Genomic DNA, 2,353 nt, shown 5'->3' with positions numbered 1-2,353 from the left:
CGTACGGGGCGCCGGCCGGTCCGCGGGCAGCAGCATCAGCGCCGTACCGAGCACCGCGCAGCCCGCGACCGCGGCGATCACCAGACGCCCCTGCAGACGGGCCCGCCGCCCCTCCCGCGGCTTCCCGCGCCGCTCCCCGGGCCGGTTCTCCGTGGCTTGGTTCTCCATGGCGCTCACTGTGCGTCAGTACGACGACCCCGCCCCGGCACGCTGCGGCCGCCGCTGCCGGGGTTCACACCGATGGCCCCCGGTGCGACGCTGTGATCATGAGCCGTATCGAAGCCCGTCGCGATGAAGACACAGCGGTCACCGGGACCCTGGTGGACCGTCTGCTCAGCGCTCTGCCCGCCGACGCCCTCCTCACCGATCCGGACGTCACGGACTCCTACGCCCACGACATGGCGAGCTTCTGCCCGGCCGGCACGCCCGCCGTGGTCGTCCTGCCGCGCACGGTCGAACAGGTCCAGCACGTCATGCGCACCGCCACCGAACTGCGCGTCCCGGTCGTCCCCCAGGGCGCCCGCACGGGCCTGTCGGGCGGCGCCAACGCCACCGACGGCTGCATCGTGCTGTCCCTGACGAAGATGGACCGGATCCTGGAGATCAACCCGGTCGACCGCATCGCCGTCGTCGAACCCGGCGTGGTCAACGCGACCCTGTCCCGCGCGGTCGGCGAACTCGGCCTCTACTACCCGCCGGACCCCTCCAGCTGGGAGATGTGCACGATCGGCGGCAACATCGGCACCGCGTCCGGCGGACTGTGCTGTGTGAAGTACGGGGTCACGGCGGAGTACGTCCTCGGACTGGACGTCGTCCTCGCCGACGGGCGGCTGATGTCCACCGGCCGCCGTACCGCCAAGGGCGTCGCCGGATACGACCTGACCCGCCTGTTCGTCGGCTCCGAGGGCTCGCTCGGCATCGTGGTCCGGGCGGTCCTGGGCCTTCGGCCGAAGCCGCCCGAGCAGCTCGTGCTGGCCGCGGAGTTCTCCTCCGGGGCCGCCGCCTGCGACGCGGTGTGCAGGATCATGGAGGGCGGGCACGTGCCGTCCCTCCTCGAACTGATGGACCGTACGACCGTCAAGGCCGTCAACGACCTGGCGCACATGGGGCTCCCGGAGAGCACCGAGGCCCTGCTCCTCGCGGCCTTCGACACCACGGACCCGGCGGCCGACCTCGCCGCCCTCGGCGCACTGTGCGAGGCGGCCGGTGCCACCCAGGTCGTCCCGGCCGACGACGTCGCCGAGTCCGAACTGCTCCTCCAGGCCCGCCGGTTGTCGCTCACCGCCCTCGAAGCGGTCAAGGGCACCACGATGATCGACGACGTGTGCGTGCCCCGCTCCCGGCTCGGCGAACTCCTCGCGGGCACCGAGCGGATCGCCGAGAAGCACGGGCTCACCATCGGTGTCGTCGCCCACGCCGGTGACGGCAACACCCACCCCACGGTCTGCTTCGACGCCGCCGACCCGGACGAGTCCCGGCGGGCCCGCGCGTCCTTCGACGAGATCATGGCGCTCGGCCTGGAGCTCGGCGGCACCATCACCGGCGAGCACGGGGTGGGCGTCCTGAAGAAGGAGTGGCTGGCCCGCGAGATCGGCCCGGTGGGGCTGGAGATGCAGCGGGCGGTGAAGGGCGTCTTCGACCCGCTGGGGATCCTGAACCCGGGCAAGCTGTTCTGAGACCTCGCGGTACGGCTCACTCCGCGTCCTGGGACTCGTCGCCCGGCCATGGGTCGCGCAGCCACAGGTCGTCCGCCGCAGTGGGGGCCAGCAGCTCGGCGAGGCCGTCGTCGATGCCGAGCTGTTCCGCCTCGGAACCCGGGGGCACCGCCCTCAGCGTGCGCTCCAGCCACGCCGAGACCTGTGCGGCCGGCGCCTCCAGGAGGGCGTCGCCGTCCGGGGAGCTCAGCGCCATCAGCACGACCCCGCGCCCCGCGACCTTCGTCGGCCACACCCGCACGTCCCCGTGGCCGCACGGGCGGAACACCCCCTCCACGAGCAGTTCGCGGGCGAAGGTCCAGTGGACGGGGTGGTCCGAGCCGATGTGGAAGGTGACGTGGACGGCGAAGGGGTCGTCGCTGCGGTAGCCCAGCCGGGCCGGGACCGGGATGCTGCGCTCGGGCGACAGGATGAGCTGGAGCTCCAGTTCGCGCTCCACCACCGTGTGATGCATGTCGTTCGTTCCTCTCTCGGCTCTCGTCCCGGGCCCGCGGTGGGCCCGTACGAGGTGAGAGGCGGGAGGGGGCGGGATCATTACGCGGGTTCGGCGAACTTTTTTCCGGCGGTATCACGCTCGTGCCCAAAAGGAGTGGGTCCGGTGGGACTGGCGGTGGGTCCTGCGCCGGTCTGATAGATGT

2 protein-coding genes are annotated in these 2,353 nt (G+C 72.1%); one reads left to right on the top strand and one right to left on the bottom strand.

Annotation, left to right across the window (positions count from 1 at the left end; genetic code table 11):
- Positions 1–260: 260 nt before the first annotated feature.
- Positions 261–1,676, top strand: coding sequence for an FAD-binding oxidoreductase (locus tag EHS43_RS42865; protein WP_125195861.1), 1,416 nt, complete (start codon positions 261–263; stop codon positions 1,674–1,676).
- 16 nt (positions 1,677–1,692) lie between these two features.
- Here EHS43_RS42865 and EHS43_RS42860 read toward each other — a convergent pair whose 3' ends face one another.
- Positions 1,693–2,169: an SsgA family sporulation/cell division regulator gene (locus EHS43_RS42860; protein ID WP_125195860.1), complete on the bottom strand. Its 477-nt coding sequence runs from the start codon at positions 2,167–2,169 to the stop codon at positions 1,693–1,695.
- Positions 2,170–2,353 lie beyond the last annotated feature (184 nt).

Origin of the sequence: Streptomyces sp. RP5T (assembly GCF_003933965.1) — a bacterium.
GTDB lineage: Bacteria > Actinomycetota > Actinomycetes > Streptomycetales > Streptomycetaceae > Streptomyces.
This window is presented reverse-complemented; position numbering and strand designations above follow the sequence as displayed.

Excerpts from the sequence above, each read along its gene's own strand:
- EHS43_RS42860 (WP_125195860.1), bottom strand. The coding sequence starts at position 2,169 with ATGCATCACACGGTGGTGGAGCGCGAACTGGAGCTCCAGCTCATCCTG.